This window comes from Priestia sp. P5_B4 (assembly GCF_056400385.1).
On the sequence record NZ_JBFULJ010000649.1, the window covers coordinates 1 to 2194 of the forward strand.

Annotated in this window: 3 protein-coding genes; 1 reads left to right on the forward strand and 2 read right to left on the reverse strand. The window is 38.4% G+C overall.

Features of this window, described 5'->3' with window-relative positions:
• A partial coding sequence (locus AC1DRF_RS24205; RefSeq protein ID WP_477741894.1) for a LysR family transcriptional regulator occupies positions 1-249 on the reverse strand: 249 nt, incomplete at its 3' end.
• Positions 250-657: 408 nt separating this feature from the next.
• On the opposite strand from AC1DRF_RS24205, the gene AC1DRF_RS24210 reads away from it, so the two are divergent.
• Positions 658-1761, forward strand: coding sequence for a citrate synthase/methylcitrate synthase (locus tag AC1DRF_RS24210; RefSeq protein ID WP_043981479.1), 1104 nt, complete (start codon positions 658-660; stop codon positions 1759-1761).
• A 55-nt stretch (positions 1762-1816) separates the two neighbouring features.
• Here the strand turns inward: AC1DRF_RS24210 and AC1DRF_RS24215 are convergent.
• Positions 1817-2194 (reverse strand): DUF4306 domain-containing protein (locus AC1DRF_RS24215; RefSeq protein ID WP_477741895.1); only part of this gene is annotated, 378 nt, incomplete at its 5' end.

Genomic DNA, 2194 nt, shown 5'->3' on the forward strand with positions numbered 1-2194 from the left:
ATCTAACAGAGCATGCAGCTCGTGAAGAGTGGATACCAGCTTTTGGCTTTGCCCATACACAATCTGTCCTGCATCGGTTAACGTCAGCTTTCGAGTAGAGCGATCAAAAAGATCTACGCCGAGTTCTTCTTCTAGTTTTTTTACAATTTTACTTAATGCTGGCTGAGACAAGTGAATTGCGGCTGCTGCTTTTGTGAAACTTTTTTGATTAACTACTTCCATGAAATGTTGCAGTTCTCGAATATCCATAAATTCTCCTCACTAGTATTCTTAGTTTTCATACTATTTATTCTATTTATCTATTTTACTTATGATTCAAATAAATGTAAACTCTTACATAGGGAAGTGAATAGTGATTCATCTAAAAATAGTACATCAAATTCCTCTAAATACGTTAGAAACCCGCATGTTTGTAAGCGTTAACAAAAAAGCACCCTCGAAGAAAATCCTAGAAAAATATTTTTTCTCCCGTAAAACAAAGCCGCGAGCGCAGAAATAACGCGTGTTGAAATGTTCATTTTGTATACTGTTCTGACAATTAAGAAAGAGGAATAAAATGGTATAGTGCACCACTAAGGTGAGTCTATTCATTCTGCAAACGAGCCGTACATAGAAAAAAGGGCCTGTTTGTTAAAAATAATTGGGGGAGTGGTTGAGATGACATACGTTAAAGGATTAGAAGGAATCGTTGCAGCTGAAACAAAAGTAGGGCATGTTGATGGAGAGAAAGGTCAGCTGATTTATCGCGGATATTGGGCAAAAGATTTGGCGATCAATTATTCTTTTGAAGAAGTTTCTTATTTAATTTGGAACGGCACGCTGCCAAATCATGATGAGTTAAAAGTATTTAAACAAAAAATGGTGACTCATCGTACGCTTCCGGCTAATATTGTTGCATTAATGGACTGTTTGCCAAAAGATACAGAAGTGATGAGCGCGCTTCGCACATGTATCTCAGCTTTAGGAGACCCTTCATACAGCTGGCCTCCGACAAAAGAGCAGGCACTTGCGATTACAGCCGTCACACCTACCATTATTGCCTATTGGTATCGTAAAATGAATGATTTAGAAGTAGTAGAGCCTAACGAGCATTTGGATCATGTAGCAAACTATTTATATATGATTAACGGAGAAATTCCAGATCAAAGTTTGGTTACTGCACTGAACGCATATTTTGTTTTGACAATTGAGCATGGGATGAACGCCTCAACCTTCTCATCACGCGTTATTTCATCTACCGAATCTGACATGGTTTCAGCTATTTGCGGAGCAATTGGCGCGATGAAAGGTCCGCTTCACGGAGGAGCTCCTTCTGGTGTTATTACCATGTTTGATGAAATTGGAAGTGAAGAGAATATCGAGCCTTGGGTTCGTAAAAAATTAGATAATAAAGAGAAAATCATGGGATTTGGTCATCGCGTTTATCGTACACATGATCCAAGAGCAGAAGCATTAAAAGAAGTATCGAAACAAATCTCAGGAGACAACGGGCTATTTGATTTAATTGTTAAAATTGAAGATAAAACCATTGAATTACTCAATGAATACAAGCCGGGTCGAGGCATTTATACCAATGTAGAATATTTCGCTGCAGCGGTTATGAAAGCGGTTGAGCTTCCGTCTGAACTATTCACACCAACCTTCACAGCAAGCCGTGTAGTTGGCTGGACAGCTCATGTCGTAGAGCAGTCAGAAAATAATCGTATTTACCGACCTCAGTCTGCGTATATAGGTTATACGCCAGTTGAACAAAATCAATAAATAAACTCGCTTTCACATAAAAAACGTCGGTAGATCCGACGTTTTTTTCATATGGTTAAATATATTCTTTTTGAGAATAAAATTGCTTTAATAAATAGAATAATCCGACTGCTAAGCATAAACTTGCTGCAGCTAAGCTAGAGGTAATCATGGCGTGCTCACCTTCGGTAGGGGTATGTGAAAGTTTATAGCTGCTGTAGCATAAGAGAGCTGTGATACATAAACAGCAGGAGCTAATCAATCCATACCGCTTTTTGAAGCCAATAATAGATAGTAATACAATCAAATAAATTCCGCTCACCATCATCATAATTGGAAACTGAGGGTGGAATTTAATTGTATACAACAAATAATCGATGTGAGAATAGTGATGAACCGCCGAGGACTTTGTTAGCCCTCCGGTCAAACTAGCTGATAAAGGTCCTTCAAGCAT

Bases quoted from the DNA above. Each gene is read 5' to 3' on its own strand.
- AC1DRF_RS24210 (WP_043981479.1), top strand. From the start codon at position 658: ATGACATACGTTAAAGGATTAGAAGGAATCGTTGCAGCTGAAACAAAA.